At 65.8% G+C, this 16,079-nt stretch carries 18 protein-coding genes; 10 read left to right on the top strand and 8 right to left on the bottom strand.

Translation table 11 applies throughout. The features are described from left to right. The first annotated feature begins 208 nt into the window (after positions 1 to 208). Both ACR9ZJ_RS09635 and ACR9ZJ_RS09630 read left to right on the top strand, forming a co-directional pair. Positions 209 to 727, top strand: coding sequence for a DoxX family protein (locus ACR9ZJ_RS09635; RefSeq protein WP_481287643.1), 519 nt, complete (start codon positions 209 to 211; stop codon positions 725 to 727). Positions 728 to 809: 82 nt separating this feature from the next. Next, the gene (locus tag ACR9ZJ_RS09630; RefSeq protein ID WP_481287642.1) at positions 810 to 1,763 is read left to right on the top strand and encodes a D-2-hydroxyacid dehydrogenase family protein; all 954 of its coding nucleotides are present in this window, start codon (positions 810 to 812) and stop codon (positions 1,761 to 1,763) included. Positions 1,764 to 1,767: 4 nt separating this feature from the next. On the opposite strand, the gene ACR9ZJ_RS09625 is transcribed toward ACR9ZJ_RS09630, so the two are convergent. Beyond that, positions 1,768 to 2,595 (bottom strand): DUF2884 family protein, encoded by an 828-nt coding sequence (locus ACR9ZJ_RS09625; RefSeq protein ID WP_481287641.1) that lies wholly within the window; start codon positions 2,593 to 2,595, stop codon positions 1,768 to 1,770. 118 nt (positions 2,596 to 2,713) lie between these two features. Next, a complete protein-coding gene (locus ACR9ZJ_RS09620) occupies positions 2,714 to 3,391 on the bottom strand; it encodes a response regulator (protein ID WP_481281695.1) in 678 nt (225 codons plus the stop codon). Between the two features lie 332 nt (positions 3,392 to 3,723). Between ACR9ZJ_RS09620 and ACR9ZJ_RS09615 the strand changes: the two genes are divergently transcribed. Both ACR9ZJ_RS09615 and ACR9ZJ_RS09610 read left to right on the top strand, forming a co-directional pair. After that, on the top strand, positions 3,724 to 6,489 hold the full coding sequence (locus ACR9ZJ_RS09615) for an ATP-binding protein (protein WP_481287640.1): 2,766 nt from the start codon (positions 3,724 to 3,726) through the stop codon (positions 6,487 to 6,489). A 92-nt stretch (positions 6,490 to 6,581) separates the two neighbouring features. After that, positions 6,582 to 6,803, top strand: a complete 222-nt coding sequence (locus ACR9ZJ_RS09610; RefSeq protein WP_481281697.1) for a hypothetical protein — start codon at positions 6,582 to 6,584, stop codon at positions 6,801 to 6,803. 8 nt (positions 6,804 to 6,811) lie between these two features. Here ACR9ZJ_RS09610 and ACR9ZJ_RS09605 read toward each other — a convergent pair whose 3' ends face one another. The 5 genes from ACR9ZJ_RS09605 to ACR9ZJ_RS09585 all read right to left on the bottom strand — a co-directional run bounded on the left by ACR9ZJ_RS09605 (position 6,812) and on the right by ACR9ZJ_RS09585 (position 9,775). Then, positions 6,812 to 7,246, bottom strand: a complete 435-nt coding sequence (locus ACR9ZJ_RS09605) for a PA2169 family four-helix-bundle protein (RefSeq protein WP_306851164.1) — start codon at positions 7,244 to 7,246, stop codon at positions 6,812 to 6,814. A gap of 67 nt (positions 7,247 to 7,313) precedes the next feature. Beyond that, complete coding sequence (locus ACR9ZJ_RS09600; protein ID WP_481281698.1) at positions 7,314 to 8,054, bottom strand: DUF2884 family protein; 741 nt, start codon at positions 8,052 to 8,054, stop codon at positions 7,314 to 7,316. 72 nt (positions 8,055 to 8,126) lie between these two features. Beyond that, the gene (locus ACR9ZJ_RS09595) at positions 8,127 to 8,669 is read right to left on the bottom strand and encodes a hypothetical protein (protein ID WP_481287639.1); all 543 of its coding nucleotides are present in this window, start codon (positions 8,667 to 8,669) and stop codon (positions 8,127 to 8,129) included. Between the two features lie 2 nt (positions 8,670 to 8,671). After that, a complete protein-coding gene (locus tag ACR9ZJ_RS09590; RefSeq protein WP_481287638.1) occupies positions 8,672 to 9,196 on the bottom strand; it encodes a peroxiredoxin in 525 nt (174 codons plus the stop codon). A 129-nt stretch (positions 9,197 to 9,325) separates the two neighbouring features. Further along, the gene (locus ACR9ZJ_RS09585) at positions 9,326 to 9,775 is read right to left on the bottom strand and encodes a hypothetical protein (RefSeq protein ID WP_481287637.1); all 450 of its coding nucleotides are present in this window, start codon (positions 9,773 to 9,775) and stop codon (positions 9,326 to 9,328) included. Between the two features lie 190 nt (positions 9,776 to 9,965). On the opposite strand from ACR9ZJ_RS09585, the gene ACR9ZJ_RS09580 reads away from it, so the two are divergent. After that, positions 9,966 to 10,379 carry a universal stress protein gene (locus ACR9ZJ_RS09580; RefSeq protein ID WP_481281701.1) on the top strand — a complete coding sequence of 138 codons (414 nt, stop codon included), beginning with the start codon at positions 9,966 to 9,968 and terminating at the stop codon, positions 10,377 to 10,379. Positions 10,380 to 10,451: 72 nt separating this feature from the next. After that, positions 10,452 to 11,273: a ferritin-like domain-containing protein gene (locus ACR9ZJ_RS09575; protein WP_481287636.1), complete on the top strand. Its 822-nt coding sequence runs from the start codon at positions 10,452 to 10,454 to the stop codon at positions 11,271 to 11,273. A 2-nt stretch (positions 11,274 to 11,275) separates the two neighbouring features. Here the strand turns inward: ACR9ZJ_RS09575 and ACR9ZJ_RS09570 are convergent, their stop codons facing one another. Then, positions 11,276 to 11,989, bottom strand: a complete 714-nt coding sequence (locus ACR9ZJ_RS09570; protein ID WP_481287635.1) for an outer membrane protein assembly factor BamD — start codon at positions 11,987 to 11,989, stop codon at positions 11,276 to 11,278. Positions 11,990 to 12,085: 96 nt separating this feature from the next. Here ACR9ZJ_RS09570 and ACR9ZJ_RS09565 point away from each other — a divergent pair, with 96 nt between their 5' ends. The 4 genes from ACR9ZJ_RS09565 to ACR9ZJ_RS09550 all read left to right on the top strand — a co-directional run bounded on the left by ACR9ZJ_RS09565 (position 12,086) and on the right by ACR9ZJ_RS09550 (position 15,858). Continuing rightward, positions 12,086 to 13,345: an MFS transporter gene (locus ACR9ZJ_RS09565; RefSeq protein WP_481281704.1), complete on the top strand. Its 1,260-nt coding sequence runs from the start codon at positions 12,086 to 12,088 to the stop codon at positions 13,343 to 13,345. 61 nt (positions 13,346 to 13,406) lie between these two features. Further along, positions 13,407 to 14,711: a thioredoxin family protein gene (locus ACR9ZJ_RS09560; protein WP_481287634.1), complete on the top strand. Its 1,305-nt coding sequence runs from the start codon at positions 13,407 to 13,409 to the stop codon at positions 14,709 to 14,711. 37 nt (positions 14,712 to 14,748) lie between these two features. Next, positions 14,749 to 15,432, top strand: a complete 684-nt coding sequence (locus ACR9ZJ_RS09555; protein WP_481287633.1) for a glutathione S-transferase — start codon at positions 14,749 to 14,751, stop codon at positions 15,430 to 15,432. A gap of 96 nt (positions 15,433 to 15,528) precedes the next feature. Next, a complete protein-coding gene (locus tag ACR9ZJ_RS09550; RefSeq protein WP_481281707.1) occupies positions 15,529 to 15,858 on the top strand; it encodes a hypothetical protein in 330 nt (109 codons plus the stop codon). Positions 15,859 to 16,079 lie beyond the last annotated feature (221 nt).

Raw genomic sequence — 16,079 nt, 5'->3', positions numbered from 1 at the left:
ATTAAAGGATCGGATAGCCGCAGTATCACGCGTTTGTCAGCCAGCGGGCCATTATCCGACGAACCCGCCGGCACGGACAGCCCGGCGTTCGAACCTTCGGGACGACGTGTCCGCGCATGGCCGGCGATCGGTGAGTTCCCCGTTGGCGATGAAAGGATTCCCCTCGCCGGACGGTCTCCCTGGGACGACCGTCACCGAGGAACGCGCCATGAACCCACCTCTTCCCGCATCGGGGCTATCCACCGTCCTTTACGATCGGCCCCGGCAGCTGGCGGCGTGGGCCCCGCTCGTCCTGCGCCTCATCGTCGGTGGCGGCTTCATGCAGCACGGTTTCGCGAAGCTCCTCCGCGGCCCCGACATGTTCGCCGGCATCCTTGCCGCTATCGGCGTCCCCGCGCCCGGCCTGATGTCGTGGCTCACGGTCCTCGTGGAGATCGTCGGCGGTTTCGCCATCCTCGTGGGCGCGTTCGTCGTGCTCGCCAGCATTCCAATGGCCGTGGTCTTGCTCGTGGCGATCTTCACCGTGCACCTGCCGTACGGCTTCAGTTCGATCAAGTTGATGTCGGTCGAGGCCGGCGTCGCCCATTTCGGACAACCCGGCTACGAGTGCGACCTGCTCTACCTCGCGGGCCTCGTTTCCCTGGTGATCTCGGGTGCCGGACGATGGAGCGTGGACAGCGGCATCGCCGGATGGCGGCGGAATCGTTCGGGCGATCGTGACGGCTGACCCGCCTCGCTTGTCCGCATCTCCCGCACAGGCGATCCTAGGTGCCCCTTTTGATCCAGCCCGCATGACACGGGAAACAACCATGAACGATGCAACGATCCGTATCGCGGTGCTCGACGACTACCAGGAGGTCGCCTTGCGTTGCGCGGACTGGTCGCTCCTCGAAGGCCGCGCCGAGGTCACCGTCTTCCACGATCACGAGGCGGACCACGATGCCCTGGCGCGGCGACTGGCGCCGTATGACGTCATCTGCGTCATGCGCGAACGCACCCCGATGACCGCGAACCTCATCGCCGCCCTGCCACGCCTTCGCCTCATCGCGTCCACGGGTCGCGGCAACGCATCGATCGACGAGGCGGCCGCCGCCGCGCGTGGCGTGGAGGTGGTCCATACGAACTACTCGTCCACGCCCACCATCGAATTCACCTGGGCCGCCATCCTCGGCCTGGCCCGCGGCATCGCGGACGAGGCCGCCTCCGTACGCGCGGGCGCGTGGCAGATGGGGCTGGGCGTGGAACTGCACGGAAAGACCCTCGGCATCCTGGGCCTCGGACGCATCGGTTCGAAGGTGGCGCGGATCGGCCAGGCCTTCGGCATGCAGGTGATCGCCTGGAGCCAGAACCTCGCCGAGGAAACCGCCAGCGCGTTGGGTGTCCGTCGTGTCACGAAGCAGGAACTCCTGGCCCGGTCCGACTTCCTCACCATCCATACCCGCCTGAGCGAACGCACCCGGGGGATCATCGGTGCGGACGATCTCGCCGCGATGAAGCCCGGTGCCCGGTTGATCAACAGCTCGCGAGGCCCGATCGTCGACGAAACCGCCCTGGTCGATGCGCTGACCCACGGCCGCCTCGCGGGCGCGGCGATCGACGTCTTCGACGAGGAACCGCTACCGCCGGCGCACCCCTTCCGTACCCTGCCCAACGTGCTTGCCACACCACACATCGGCTACGTCACGGAAGAGATGTACCGCACCTTCCACGGCGACACCGTCCGCAACGTGCTGGATTGGCTCGACCGGCACTCCGCCCGATGATCGTTCAGGACGAAGCGACCTTCTTCGGCTCGCTTTCGTCGTGATCGTGGCTGCCCTTCGGCTTGATCGTCATCAGTTCGAGCGGCTTGCCGTCGGCCGTGCGCACGCTCCATCCACGCTGCAGGTCGGCGAGGTCGTTGAGTTGGGGGCAGATGGCGTTGGCACGCGCCTCCAGGCCTTTCGAACGCTTGTCCATCTCCCGGTCCATGGCCTTGTCCAACGACTCGGCACGCGCCTGGAGCGCCGCCACCTTGCTCGAATCGCCGGACAGGGCGGCGGTCACCGCGCTGGACGTGACCGAGCCGACCAGCTCGCCCACCGAGTCCGATACCGAACCGGCGACCGTCTCGGTCATGCGATCCGCGGACCAATGCCCGGCGCCGATGCCTTCGTCGATATCGCGCAATGCCTCGGCCTGCTTGCGCTTCAACTTCTCGAGCATCCCCGCGCGCTGGTCACCCTCGGCGAACGTCAGCGTGACCGATGTCATCGCGGAGAATCCGATCTCCACGCCATCGCGGGCGATGGAAGCGATCTGCGGCATGAGCCGGCGAACGCCGTCCTCGTAGCGGCGCAATGCATCGGCGTCGCTACGGGAGACCGCGATGTCCTTGCCATCCACCCGCAACGAACCATCGTGCAGGAAGATCCGGGCCGGAACGCCGTCCTTGCGATGAAAGGACAGTCCATTGGCCGTGACATCGACATCGTAGGCCGTGGAATAGTCGTGCTTGCAGGTATCGGTGCTGAAGTTGAAGCCCTTCGCCTGCCCGGTGGGGGCGGCGAGGACGAGCGCGATGGCGATCGTGCCGGCAATCAGTGAATGGCGCATGGTTCTTCTCCCCAGGGAACGGTTGGCTCCGGGTGGGATGCGCCCGGGCGCCCCAAGGTTTAAGCCGATTCGCGCGGCACCACATGGGCGAATGGTCATACCCTGACTTCCAGCAGGGTCAGGAGGCGAGACCCCTTTCTCGGGCATATTCGGAAAGCCGGCTGTCATGATCGATGCCCAGCTTGCGCATGGCGTCGCGCTTTTGCCGGCTTACCGTCTTGACGCTGCGACTGAGGCGCTCGGCGATCTGGGTGATGGACATGCCGCTCACATACAGGCGCACGACCTCGATCTCCCGGGCGGAAAGCCGCGTCATGTCGGTCGCGCTGTGTACGCCGGCCTGGTCGAACTGGCGTCGAATCGTCTCGCTGAGATAGGGCCGGCCCGCCGCCGCATGACGCACCGCCACCGCCACTTCCTTGAGTGGCGCCCGTTTGTCGCACAGGCCCAACGCGCCACGAACCCGCATCGTCTGCAGCACCGCCGCGTTGTTCACCATGGTGAGCACGACGATCGGCAGCCGCGGATAACGCCGCCGGACCAGGTCAATCAGCGAAAGCCCGTCACCGTGACGACCGCCAGGCATGGAGAAATCGGTAACGATGACATCGCATGGACGAGAGGCCAGCAGGTCGACGAGTTGATCGCCATTGGCTGCTTCGCCGGCTACGACGATATCACCCGACGCCTCGAGCGCCGCACGGGTGCCCATCAGGACCACCGGATGATCGTCGGCAATGATCGTGCGCAGAACCATTTCTTCCCTCGCCGGCGGATAACTGCTGCCGCTCTCCATGAGATGTGCTACTCGTCGTACCATCGCGGAGATTACAGTAAACATCCGCTCGTGGTCGAAGGAACGCCATGCAGCTATTGAGAATCCTAGTCATCATTCCGTTCGCGGTTTGCTCATGCGATGCCTTCGCCGACAGGGTCGATGCGGAGCCGGTGCCGTGCCCGCCGGACGGCACGTCATCCTGCTTACCGCTTTCCACGGTCGCGCGAACTCATGAACCCACCCGACGGCACGCCGATGGAAGCCGACGCCTTCAAGCCTCGCTTGCCGACACCATTCCTGCCGGGGGCATATGTTCCGGTCGAGCCGCCGGCCCACATATCGCCGCGGGCGTGGATGGACCCGCAAGAGACGACGGCGTCGCACTGACAGACGCCGAGCGCGATTGGCTGGCGCACCTGCCCGTGTTGCGTGTCGGCATCGATCCGACATCGGCGCCACTGTCCCTGGTGGATCGGAGAGGGGTGCCCGTCGGCCTTGCCATGGATTACCTCGACGAGGCCCTGTCCGCTCTCGGCGTCGCCCATGTGCCCGTCCGCACGCAGGACTGGGGAGAAACGGTGCGCAGGGCCACCGCCGGTGACATCGACATCCTTCCCGCGGCTTCGCCCCGAAACGACGAGCTGGGCAGGAATTTCGATTTCACCGAGCCTTACATCGATTTTCCCGTGATGATCGTGACGCGTGACGACATGGCGACCATCGCGGGGCCCGCCGACCTGGGCGGGCACCGTGTCGCGGCCAACCTGGCCCATGGCGCGGTCGCCGATGCGGTACGCCACCTTCCCCTCGTCGAACCCGTCGCGGTACGCGACGCGGCCGAAGGACTGCGCGCCGTGGCATCGGGACAAGCCGATGCCTATGTGGGCGACATCGCGACCGCGGAATACTTCATGCGCCGCGACCATCCCGCGCGATTGAAGCTCGCGGCGCCCACGGACGAGCGCGCGGAGTTCGCGATCGCCGTCGATCGGCGGTACGCCCCCTTGGTACCGCTGCTCGACAGGGCGCTCGCCCGGATCTCCGAGCGTCGTACCCAGGCCATCCGCAACACCTGGTTGCGATCCCACTACACGTGGGGAGGGTCCTGGCGGGAAATCGCACGCAAGGCCGGGCCGCCGGGTGCCGCGGTGCTCGCCCTCCTTCTCGCCGTATCCCACGCGTATGTACGCCTGCGTCGCGAAACACGACGGCGAAGGTCGAGCGAAGAACGGCTCGCCGACATCACCCGGCATATCCCTGCCGTGTTTTATCGTTTCCGCTACTTCGAGGGTGGACGCATCGAGTTCATCCACGTAGGCGGGAACCCGGAACCCATCTTCGGGATTCCCGTGGATACATTCCTTCACGACGAACGCCGCGCGTTCGCCCGGATCGATCCTCTCGACCAGGCGCCGCTGCTTGCGGAGGTCGCAAGGGCGGCCAACACACTTACGCCGATCCACGCGGAAATGCGCATACGCGATGTCGCGCCCGAACGCTGGATCGCCTCGCATGCGCTGCCTCGGCCGGTGGCGGGCGCGGTGGAATTCACCGGCTACTGGATCGACATCTCCGACCGGCATGAACAAGCTGCCCAGCTGGCCGAGGCCAAGCAGGTGGCTGAAGAGGCCACCGCGGCGAAGAGCAGGTTCCTCGCCACCATGAGCCATGAGATCCGCACGCCGATGCATGGGCTCATCGGCATGCTCGAAATGCTCCGCGAGACATCGCTGCACGAGAGCCAGCGCCACCTGCTCGGTACCGCCGAGTCATCGGCCGAAGCGCTTCTGCGAATCGTCGACGACGTGCTCGATTTCTCGCGAATCGAAGCCGGCGCCGTCGAGATGGAGCATGCCACCTTCGATCTTCGCCAGCTGCTCGACGACGTCGTGGCACTGCATGCCCGGCAGACAAGGCAAAAAGGCCTTTCGGTGGACATCCATATCGATGCGCGCCTGGCGCCGGGTGTCATGGGTGACGCGGCCAAATTGCGCCAGGTGTTGCTCAACCTCGTCAGCAACGCCATCAAGTTCACCGCCCGGGGTCGCATCGACATCGTCGTCGACGTCGTGAAAGACATGGAGATGAAGCAGAGCATTGGCATCGACGTGGTCGACACGGGCATCGGCGTCGCCCGTAAGGATATCGAGCGACTGTTCGCCCCCTTCAGCCAGGCCGAGCCGTCGACGACACGCCGCTTCGGCGGAAGCGGTCTTGGCCTGGCCATCAGTCGGCGCCTGGTGGAACTGATGGGCGGCGATCTCGTGATGTCGAGCGTGGTCGGAGAGGGTACGCGACTGTCGATCGTACTGGACATGGAGCGATCGCGACATGCCGCCAGCGACGAGGCCGTGGGCACGGCCGTCGTCGCCACGCCGCCGGTAAAAGAAGCAACCCTCGACGTACTCGTTGCCGAGGACAACGCGACGAACCGGCAGCTGGTCGCGGCACAACTGGCCCGTCTCGGCCATCGTTATGAATTGGTCGCGGACGGCGCGGAGGCGCTCGCCCGCGCATCGTCGCGCCGGTTCGACGTCTTGTTGACCGACCTGCACATGCCGGTGATGGACGGCTATGCGCTCACCCGCGCACTGCGCAAGCAAGGTTCGCCTCTTCGCATCGTGGCGGTCACCGCGAATGCGCTTCCCGGCGAGGAAGCCCGCTGCCGCGCCTCGGGAATGGACGGATTCGCTACCAAGCCGCTGCGATTGGGCGAGTTGGACATGCTGCTCTCGCCCGGCGAGGATGAAGATTCCGCCCGCTCGCCCTGGGATCTGGATGCATGGCGGGAAACCTATGGCGATCTCGCCTTGCTGCCTCTCATGGTGGACCGGTTCGAGATGGCCGTACGCGAAGACATGGCGGGAATCGCCGCCTTCGACGATCCGTCCGCCGCGGCGGATTGGGTTCACCGCATCCTCGGCGGCATGCGCGTTTTCGGCCCATCGACCGAGGCCGCGTTTGCGGAATACCTGGAAAATGAACTTCGCGGCGCCCATGGCGCGGCCGCCATGCATCGTTTACCGGAACTGGCGTCGGCGATAGAAGGCTATGCCTCACGATTGCGGACCGCGCTGGATGCGCATCCATGCACTGAGGATATGCTCAAGAATTAGTACGAATTTTCAGACTAGTCCGATAGCCTCGCGCTGATTCCCTCGTCATCCTGATCACAGTACGCCTTCAGGCGTCCGGCGGAGGACGAGGCATGAACGAACACGCAATCGAATATCACATCGCGGACATAGGCGAGACCTGGGGCATCTTCCGCGAGGGCGTGCAGATCGCCGTACGCACCGATCCCGCGGACGCGATCGCCTTCGCCAACTTCTTCGCCGATCGCGAAACGCTGATGTCGGCATTCCCGGTCCGCGTTTCCGCCGACATCCACTTGCACCGCACCCTGCACGCGATACGTCTCGCCGCGTAGGCGATGCGTCAGCGCCCGGCGGCGCTGCCGAGGTTGGTCATGTCGAGGTGCAGCAGGCGCAGGCGCGCGATATGCCTGCCGACCATCGCGCGATCTCCGGAACTCGCCTCGAGGCGAAGAAAGGCGTCCAGGAGACGACGCTCCATCTGCTCCAGCGTCCGGATATACGTCACATCGGGATCATGCGACAGCTTCACCGAGGCTTCCATCATCGTCCGCCGGACACCGCTCATGGGCCCACCGGCCGTCGCCGGGCGCACTCCCGCGGAGGACACTTCGTCCTGCAGGTCCGTAGCGATGGCGGTCAGGGAGGCGGCGGATTCCTCCAGGATGGTCTTGAGTCCCGGCTCACGAACGCCACGTGCAGCCTGCCGATAGAGGTCGCGGTCTGCAATCACTCGCCGGATCAGGCCGTTTACCACACGGGTCGAGTTGCGTTCCATGGGGCAGCACGTTAGCCCCGTCGGACTTAGCCGGCCTTAAACGCGCCGGGCACCGGTCAGCCGGTGGTCAGCCACCCGCTTCGAGCAAAAGCAAGGGCCTGCCGGTCGCATCGTGCAGACCCGATTGCAGATCGCCCAACTGGCGGATCGACGGACACAGCGCCTGGATCCGCGGTTTGAGCGCCGCCTCGAGCCGTGCCACCACGCGGGCCTGGCCACCGGTGGATACGGACGCCACACGGTCCCGCAACGCCGCCGCCCCCTGCAAATCGCCGTTCATCGCCAAAGCCATGGCTTCGCCGCCGACGTCCTGGGTAAGGATGGGCGTCACATCGGACACGATCTCCTGAGCATAGGCGCGCATCGCATCCTCCTGCCAGTCGCGCGTACTCTGGCTGGCGGCGATGCGCCGCTTGATGTCCGCCACCCGGGCATTCAACACCCGGTCGAGTTCGCCACTGCCCACCGCGCCCGGGGCGGCCGTGGCGGCCTCGTCGCGTACCGCGCGTGCGGCGAGGTCGACACCGTCGTTCGCGATCGCCTTGACCTTCGGGACCAAGGCCCGGAGGTTGCGTTCGAACAGGGCGACACGGTCCTGCTCATCCGGCCGAAGGGATACCGCCCGCCCATCGGTCGCCAGGCTGCCATCTTGCATGCGCACGCTACGCGGGGCCGCATCGGGGCGCTCGAACACGAGGCTGTCCGGCCGCACCGTCAGGTCATAGGTGCTGGCCACCTGACAGGTTGTGCCGAGGTCCTGGGCCGCCACCCCACCTGCAAGGCAGGTGGCGATGGCGAAGACGAGCAAGCGTGGTGTCATGGCGGGTCCCGGCGGAAAACGCTTCGATAGCCGGCGGCGTACGAATGCCGGCTGAACCGATCAGAGCGCCGGCTGGGCGAACTGCTGGCGTACCGACACGCTGCCGAGGATCCACGACAGCCACGCCAGCACGGGAACCGAAACGATCTTGAGGACCAGGCCGATCAGCAGGATCGTCCTGTGCTTCTGTCCGGCCGCCAGGAGGTCCGCCGGCAGGCCGGCCTGGGAAAGGACCGTGCCGAGCTGGCTCCACTGGTCGAACGAAACCCACGCGGTGTAGGCGGCCCAGAGCATCAACAACAGGGCGACGACCCGCATCGCGCGCCGGCCCCAGTCGCGCCAGCGCAGCGTCCCGAGGCTCAAGGCCATCACGACGAAAGCCGCCAGCGCGTAGGCGAGCGACCATAGCAGGCCGATGCGCGGATCGCCGGCGCCCGCGGCGATCGCCTCGGCGCTCACCGCGCCCACCGCATGGGCGAAGAGGACCGAGGCATAGGTATTGATCACGAAGCCGGCGGCGGCGAGCAGCATCACCAGCCAGACCACGATGCGCCACGGAGCGAAGGGACGGGCGTGCCTGGCACCCTTGGCGGCCTGGAACACGATCAGGCGCCCGCTTTCTTCAGTGCGGCGAGATCCGCCAGGACCTGGCCCGAGTTTTTCTCAGGGTCGACATCCTTATAAACCTTGACGATCTTGCCAGCCGGGTCGATCAGGAAGGTCTCGCGCAAGGCGTACTTGGTATCGCCATGGCTGGTAAGCACGGCGTACTTCGTGGCGACGGCGCCGTCCGGGTCGGACAGCAGCGGGAACGGTACGTGGTATTTCTCGGCGAACTCCGCATGCGACTTGACGTCGTCCAGGCTCACGCCCAGCACCACCGCGCCGGCCTTGTGCAGCTTGACGATGTCGTCGCGGAAGGTGCAGACCTCGGTGGTGCAGCCGGCGGTGAAATCCTTCGGATAGAAATACAGGACGAGCCACTTGCCCTGCTCGGTTTGCAGGGTGTGCCATTCGCCCTTCTGGTCCTGCAGGCGGAAATCGGGTGCTTTCTCGCCAACCACGGGGCTGGAAGCCCAGGCGGCGGCGGAAACGATGCACAGGGCGATGAGGCTGAGGAGGCGGCGCATGGGGGAACCTCGATGGGTGGGATCGCGGTGAGTGTACTCGCGAGGCTCCCAAGGTTGCGCCGGCCGTGCCGGAACTCAAGAAAAAGGCGCCCCTTCAGGGGCGCCCCCGAGATCACCAGGCGCCGGCTATTACTTCCGCGCGATCTCGAACTTGCTGACGTCCACGCCGAGGTTGAAACCGCGGCCGGTACCGGTGACGGCAAGGGACACCTCGCCCTTGGTCATCGCCAGGCTCTCGGCGCTCTTCACCGCGCCCGCATTGGCGCCGGCCGTCGCGTAGTCGCCGAAGATCTCGTTGATGTTCTTGACGTTGGTGAACTCGCCCTTGCCATTCTCGATGCTGAACTTGCCGGCCGTGATACCACCACCGCGGATGTGGATCATCACGGTCGCCGACTGGCCGTTGTCGCAGCGCACGTGGCCCTGGCCATCGGCACGCTTGTAGATCGCGGCCCAACCGCTCGTGCTGAAGGTCATGTGGCACTTGGTACCGCCCTCGGCAGCCTGGGCCGGCTGGACCGTCAAAGCACCTGCCGCCGCCAGAACCAGGGCGGCCATACCCGTGATGCGCTTGATCATGTTCGTTTCTCCGTTGAAAGGTGGCAGGGAACTGCGAAGCGGATTCTCCACTCACGAATGTGAAGAAACACGGAGCGCCCGAGCGGCCGTTCAGGAATGGCCCGGCTTGATGGACGGCGGGTGAACTGGCTCCCCGGAGCGCCGCCATGGTCCTAATATCGAGCCGTATCCATTCGATGGAGGATTTCCCATGCCCAAGAACATCCTGGTCGGCTACGACGGTTCGGAAACCGCCCGCCGCGCCTACCTCTTCGCGTTGGAACTGGCGGCCTGCGCCCGCGCGAAGGTTCACGTTGTTTCGGTGATCCAGCTCGACAATGGGGCCGATATCTCGGCCCTGATGATGACCGATGTCGGGGAGGAGCGCCTGGCCGGCCTGCGCGAGGAGGTCGCGGCGCTCGGGCATCCGGCCGGCGTGCCGGTGGAGGTCGAGCTGGTCCATGGCAGCCCCGGCGACGCCCTGCTCTCCTTCGTGGCCGGGCACGGCGTGGACCACATCGTCATCGGCCATACCGAACGAGGCGCGCTCGCCCGCTGGCTGGTCGGATCGACCTCCACCGATGTCCTGGCCAAGGCCCATGTGCCGGTGACCGTGGTGCGTTGACGCGTCGCCTTTGTCACAATCCCGTCATTGTGCCCCGGGGCACCAGGACCTGTGATCGAGGAACATTCCGCAGTGAGCTACGCCGCCACCTTGCCATGGACGCTCGAAAAACTGGACCTCTCGCGCATCGACGTGGAGAAGGTCAGGCATAACGAAGATCTTTTCCTGCTCCTGTGCAGCTCGTCCTTCGTCGAAAGCGGCTCGGACCTGTACACGCACAACCTCGTCGACCACTTCGCCGGTGACGAGGAACTGCAAGGCTGGCTGCGTGACCATTGGGAGCACGAGGAAATGCAGCACGGCCGCGCGCTGGCCGCCTATGTGCGCCATGTATGGCCCGACTTCGACTGGGACGCGGGCTTCAAGGCGTTCTTCGCCCATTACGGCTCGGTCTGCACGTCGGAGGAACTGGAGCCGAACCGTGGGTTGGAGCTAGCCGCGCGCTGTGTCGTGGAGACGGGTACGGCAAGCCTGTATCGCGCGCTCAACGAGGTCACCGACGAACCGGTGTTGCGCGAGCTGACCAACTACATCAAGAGCGACGAGGTGCGTCATTACAAGCACTTCTACCAGCATTTCCGCATCTATCGCGAGCGCGACGGCATCGGTCGCCTGAGCACGTTCCGCGTGCTGCTCAAGCGCCTCCGCGAGATCAAGAACGAGGACAGCGACATCGCCCTGCGCCACGTCTTCAACGTGCGCTATCCGGACAAGGCCCAGAACGACGCGGAGTTCCGCCGCGTCACCTCGCGTGCCGAGGGCCTGCTCAAGCGGCACATCCCCGCCGAGATGACGGTGAAGATGCTGCTACGCCCGCTGGATCTCCCGCCGAGGGTGAACTCGATGCTCGAGTGGCCGCTCACGCGGATCACCGAGAAGCTGTTCCTGCACTGAGGTCATTTCTTCTTCGGCAGGGGCGTCCACTTTTCCGGATCGAAACCGCCGGTCTCGAACACGAGCGTGGTTTCGCCACGGCTGATCGTCACCACGTCGATGGTCAGCCGTCGGGTCCGGGCCAGGTCCTTGAGGAACGACGCATCGTTGCGGAACAACAGGGCGGGCTCGCCGGTCGGCGGGCGGAACGCCTTGATCGTCTTCGCCTTGCCGTCGAACGTGGCCTTCAGCGAGCAATCGCCCTTGCAGACGAAACCCTTCCCGGTGGTGGCATACAGGAAGACACTCTGGCCCCAGTCGGTATGCCGGCGAAGGATCAGGCGCACCGTCTGCTCGCCCGTCGGCCGCGAAGACTGGATGGTGGCCGTGCTCTGCGTGCCACCCTGCATGGGCGAGGTCTGGTAGAGCCACAACGCGGCGAGGCGGGCTTTCTCGCTGGCCGCCTTGTAGTTGGCCTCGAGCGCGTCGAGGGTCTTCTTTACCTCGGCCGCCGCGGGCGTGTCGGGATATTTGTCGATGATTTCATGGCCCAGTTGCACCGCCGGGCCATCGTTGTGCAGCTTCAGCAGTTGCTGGTAGGTCTCCAGCTTCTTCGCGGCCTCCGCGGTCTGGTCGCTCGCGGTGGATGCCGGCGCGGCGGCCTGCTGGTCCTGCGATGAGGAACACGCCGCGGCAAGGACGACGATGGCGAGGAGGACGGCGATACGGCGCATCATCTTGCGATTCCTGCTGGAAAGCCCCTAGCTTCGCCGCTCGATGCCGCGCCTGGCAAGGCGCGGCGTAAAATGCGGGGGACGCCCCAAGGATTCCCCATGCCTTCGCCCACCACGGAAGCGGTCTCGCTCCTGCGCCATCGCGCCTTCCTGCAATTCTGGTTCGCCAAGAACGCCTCCAGCTTCGGTTTTCAGATGATGTCCGTCGCCGTCGGCTGGCAGATCTACGAACTGACCCATCGCGCGTTCGACCTTGGCTTGATCGGCCTCGCGCAGTTCGTGCCGTCGGTGCTGCTGGCCCTTCCGGCGGGCCACATCGCCGACCAGTTCGACCGGCGCCGCATCGTCACGGTATGCCAGGCGGTCGAATGGATCGCCATCGCCTTGCTGGCCGGGTTCAGCCTGGCGGGCCACCTGACCGAGACGGGCATCCTCGCGCTGGTCTTCGTGGTCAGCGTCGCCAAGGCTTTCGAATTCCCCGCGCTCCAGTCCATGCTGCCCGCGCTAGTTCCCACCCACGTGCTTCCCCGCGCGATGGCCGCGAACGCCTCGGCGGGGCAGGCCGCGATGATCGCCGGACCGGCGCTGGGAGGGTTGCTCTACGTGGCCGGCGCCGCCACCGTCTACGGCGTCTCCGCGTTGCTCTACCTCGTGGCGTTGACGCTGATGTCGCGCCTGGCCTACGACCACCTGCCGCCACGACGCGAGCCGGCCACCCTCAAGACCCTGTTCGCCGGGGTGCACTTCATCCGCCGCCGGCCGGCGGTGTTCGGCGTGATCTCGCTCGACCTGTTCGCCGTGCTGCTCGGCGGCGCGACGGCCTTGTTGCCGATCTTCGCCAAGGACATCCTGCACACCGGTCCGTGGGGCCTGGGCATCCTGCGCGCCGCGCCGGCGGTCGGCGCGCTGTTGATGTCGGTATGGCTGGCCCGGCATTCCCTGGAACGCCGGGTCGGGCCGATCATGTTCGGGTCGGTCGCCGGCTTCGGCGTCGCCACGCTCGTCTTCGCGCTTTCCACCACCCTCTGGCTGTCCGTGGTCGCGCTGTTCGCCCTGGGTGCCTTCGACATGGTCAGCATGGTGATCCGCGGCGCACTGGTGCAACTGGAAACGCCGGACGACATGCGCGGGCGGGTGAGTGCGGTCAACGCCATCTTCGTGAACACGTCCAACCAGCTCGGCGAGTTCGAGTCCGGGCTGCTGGCGGCCGCCGTGGGCGCGGTGAACGCGACCCTGGTCGGCGGCATCGGTACGCTCGTGGTCGTGGGCTTGTGGATATGGTGGTTCCCTTCCCTGCGCCGCCGGCAGGGACTGGTATCGGACCCGGAGCCGGTCGAGGGCGCCAGCGACACGATCTGACACGGTGCCGGAAACGTGCTATTAGGTGGACGTCTATACCTCCAAAGGGTGAGGGTCCACCATGAAGCGCCTGCTTGTCGCCGTCCTCGTCATGTTCGCCGCGCCGGCCTTCGCCGCGCTTGAGACACCCGCCAGCCTCGATGCCGCGTTTGCCCAGGGCAAACGCGAGCACAAGCCGGTGCTGATCGATTTCCAGGCCGTGTGGTGCTACTCCTGCTATTACATGGCCAGCCATGTCCTCAACGGCAAGGAGTGGGACGACCTCGAAAGCAAGGTCGTGTTCTACGAAGCCGACGCCGACAAGCCCGCCGACCAGGCATGGATGAAGAAGCTCAACGTCCACTTCCTGCCGACCTACGTGGCGATCGGGCCCGACGGCGAGGAACTGGGGCGCATCCTCGCCGAACGGCCTCGTGACACGTTCTATCCCGAAGTCGCGGCCCTCCTTTCCGGCGATGCGCGCCTGTCCAAGCAGAAGTCCGATGCCGCCAAGGGTTCGATGGCCGCGGTGGCCGACGTGCTGGATACCTACCAGCAGCGCTACCAGGGCAACGAAGGCATGGCCTGGTTCGACACCTTGCCGGCGATGGTGCGCAACGTATCGGACAAGGACAAGCGCGTGGCGCTGGCCAAGCAACGCCTGCTCCTGCTGCAGGCGAAGGACCGCAAGGACGACAAGGGCATCGCCGAGGCCGCCACCAGGGTCCTCGCCGGCAATATCGGTTGCGAACGTCCTTACGTGCTGGATGACCTTATCGGCGCCACCGAATCGCAGCACCCGGATTCCCGGCAGTCGGCGCTCGCGCCGCAACGGGCTTCCTACGAGCAGTTCCTCGCCACGCAGGTATTCACCACCACCCCGGCTTGTGCCGACCAGCGCAGCGCGGTTCTCACGGCGGCGGACCTGGATGCGGCACTCGGCGACCACGCCGCCGAACAAGCCGTGCTGCGCAAGGCCATCGACCTGAGCCGGGACAAGCTGCACGGCGATCTCAAGAGCGACCGCAACCTCGCCGACAACCTTCGCGTGTACCTGGTCAGGGCGAAGGCGGGCGACGAACTGGACACGCTGGAAAAGCAGTTGATCGCGGCCTATCCGGACGACTACGTCTACAACTACCGCTACGGCCGCCGCCTCGTCGAGAGTGGCAAACCCGCCGAAGGCCTCCCGTATCTCGATGCGGCGTCGAAGAAGGCGTACGGCGCGAATCGCTTCGCGGTCGCGACGTATCAGGTGAAGGCTTTGCGTGCCTTGCATCGCGACGACGAAGCGCGCAAGCGCGTGGCCGACACCGTCGCGGCGGAAGGCAAGGCGTTTCCCGAACAGACGAAGAAATTGCAGGAGGCGTTGACCGCGGCGGGTTGATCCGTAACCTGCGCACTCCTCACTACTCGAAGCAGCCATGATCGTCATCCACCATCTGAACAACTCGCGATCGCAGCGCGTACTCTGGCTGCTCGAGGAACTGGGCCTGCCGTACGAGATCGCGCGATACCAGCGCGACCCGAAGACGATGCTGGCACCGAAGGAACTCCGCGCCGTCCATCCTCTCGGCAAGTCGCCCGTGCTCGTGGATGGCGATGTCACGCTGGCCGAATCCGGCGCCATCGTCGAATACCTGGTTGGCCGCTATGGCGAGGGGCGGCTCAAGCCCGCCGACGGCACGCCCGACGCGTTGCGCTACAGCTATTTCCTGCACTACGCGGAGGGGTCCGCCATGCCCCCGCTGCTGCTCAAGCTCGTATTCATCCGCATGGAGTCGGCACCCGTGCCGTTCTTCGCCAAACCCATCGCCCGCATGCTGGCGCGCGGTGCACAGAAGGCCTTCGTCGACCCGCAGCTCAAACTGCACCTCGACTACCTGGAGGGCGAAATCGGCAAGACGGGCTGGTTCGCGGGCAACGCGTTCAGCGCGGCCGACATCCAGATGAGTTTCCCCCTCGAGGCTGCGTCCAGCCGCGCGGCGCTCGACGCCACCCGTCCTGGCCTGCACGGATTCCTCGAACGCATCCACGCCCGCCCCGCCTATCAAAGGGCGTTGGAAAGGGGCGGCGACTACGACCTCGCCCCTGCCCGGCCAGGCTGAATCCCTCATCAACCCTTGTGCGCCTGTTTACACGACGCTCACGAGGCGGACCGCAAAGTCGCTTTCCAACCGTAACGTCGTAGAGGGAGCCATCCGATGAGCAGAAACCGCGAATTCGCGCGTCAGGTCGAGAGCGCCGTCAACGGTGTATCGGGTCGCGTCCGCCATTACGCCGACGAGGCCTCGGGAGTCGGCAACGACTTGCTCGAGCGCAGCCGCCGGGTCACGAACAAGTTCACGAAGCGCAACAGCCTCAGCGGCCAGCGCATCCGTTACCTGGCCGAAGATGTGGCCGACGAGGCGACCTACCAGTACCGCAAGTTGCGCAAGCAGGTGCGCCGCAACCCGGGGCTCACCATCGGTATCGCCGCCGCCGCGATCGGCACCTTTTTGCTGATCCGCCACGTGCTGCGCGACGACGATTGAATCTATCCCTAGGGACAGGGAAAAGCCGGGAGCAATCCCGGCTTTTTTTGTGGTTCTTCGCGCATTTCCGGGGTTCGCTTAGTGCTGGGCTCGGCTTCGCCCTCGCATTCGTTGTGTGCGGCGTCGCGGGGGAGCTGCCGGGCGCCACCCTCGGCGCGACGGTAGTCGCCGTCCCTTGGGCAAGGATGCCGCTGCGCGGCCGTGTTTGATGGCTGCGCCCC

The organism is Luteibacter sp. KNZ12-1A (assembly GCF_056755675.1).
This window is presented reverse-complemented; position numbering and strand designations above follow the sequence as displayed.

Coding starts and splice junctions, on each gene's coding strand:
- ACR9ZJ_RS09625 (WP_481287641.1), bottom strand. CDS start 2,595: ATGCGCCATTCACTGATTGCCGGCACGATCGCCATCGCGCTCGTCCTC.
- ACR9ZJ_RS09605 (WP_306851164.1), bottom strand. CDS start 7,246: ATGGAACGCAACTCGACCCGTGTGGTAAACGGCCTGATCCGGCGAGTG.
- ACR9ZJ_RS09585 (WP_481287637.1), bottom strand. CDS start 9,775: ATGATCAAGCGCATCACGGGTATGGCCGCCCTGGTTCTGGCGGCGGCA.
- ACR9ZJ_RS09555 (WP_481287633.1), top strand. CDS start 14,749: ATGATCGTCATCCACCATCTGAACAACTCGCGATCGCAGCGCGTACTC.
- ACR9ZJ_RS09635 (WP_481287643.1), top strand. CDS start 209: ATGAACCCACCTCTTCCCGCATCGGGGCTATCCACCGTCCTTTACGAT.
- ACR9ZJ_RS09610 (WP_481281697.1), top strand. CDS start 6,582: ATGAACGAACACGCAATCGAATATCACATCGCGGACATAGGCGAGACC.
- ACR9ZJ_RS09565 (WP_481281704.1), top strand. CDS start 12,086: ATGCCTTCGCCCACCACGGAAGCGGTCTCGCTCCTGCGCCATCGCGCC.
- ACR9ZJ_RS09620 (WP_481281695.1), bottom strand. CDS start 3,391: ATGGAGAGCGGCAGCAGTTATCCGCCGGCGAGGGAAGAAATGGTTCTG.
- ACR9ZJ_RS09630 (WP_481287642.1), top strand. CDS start 810: ATGAACGATGCAACGATCCGTATCGCGGTGCTCGACGACTACCAGGAG.
- ACR9ZJ_RS09560 (WP_481287634.1), top strand. CDS start 13,407: ATGAAGCGCCTGCTTGTCGCCGTCCTCGTCATGTTCGCCGCGCCGGCC.
- ACR9ZJ_RS09550 (WP_481281707.1), top strand. CDS start 15,529: ATGAGCAGAAACCGCGAATTCGCGCGTCAGGTCGAGAGCGCCGTCAAC.
- ACR9ZJ_RS09590 (WP_481287638.1), bottom strand. CDS start 9,196: ATGCGCCGCCTCCTCAGCCTCATCGCCCTGTGCATCGTTTCCGCCGCC.
- ACR9ZJ_RS09580 (WP_481281701.1), top strand. CDS start 9,966: ATGCCCAAGAACATCCTGGTCGGCTACGACGGTTCGGAAACCGCCCGC.
- ACR9ZJ_RS09570 (WP_481287635.1), bottom strand. CDS start 11,989: ATGATGCGCCGTATCGCCGTCCTCCTCGCCATCGTCGTCCTTGCCGCG.